This is a genomic window from Desulfallas sp. Bu1-1 (assembly GCF_015594625.1).
Classification (GTDB): Bacteria; Bacillota; Desulfotomaculia; order Desulfotomaculales; family Desulfallaceae; genus JADNRQ01.
Genome location: NZ_JADNRQ010000126.1, coordinates 1 through 255 on the forward strand (window position 1 = coordinate 1; position 255 = coordinate 255).

1 protein-coding gene is annotated in these 255 nt (G+C 50.2%); it reads left to right on the top strand.

Features of this window, described 5'->3' with window-relative positions; all coding sequences use genetic code 11:
• Positions 1-255, top strand: a 255-nt coding sequence (gene dctP / locus IT084_RS17925) for a TRAP transporter substrate-binding protein DctP (RefSeq protein ID WP_195714206.1), incomplete at both ends; no start/stop codon positions are given.

Genomic DNA, 255 nt, shown 5'->3' on the forward strand with positions numbered 1-255 from the left:
CTATTTACCCGGCGGAGCAACTGGGTTCGGCCCGCGAAATGATTGAAGCCACCCAAATGGGTGCGGAAGAAGCGGTTATATTGCCCAGTTCCAACTTTACCGGCTTTGAACCCAACATGAGTATTCTTGATTTGCCATTCCTCTTCCCCAGCAGGGAAGTTTGTTATAAAGTTGTCGATAGTGAAGTCGGAGACGCGCTGTTAACCACCCTTGAAGATAATGGTTTAGTAGGGGTGGCCTGGTGGGAAAGCGGCT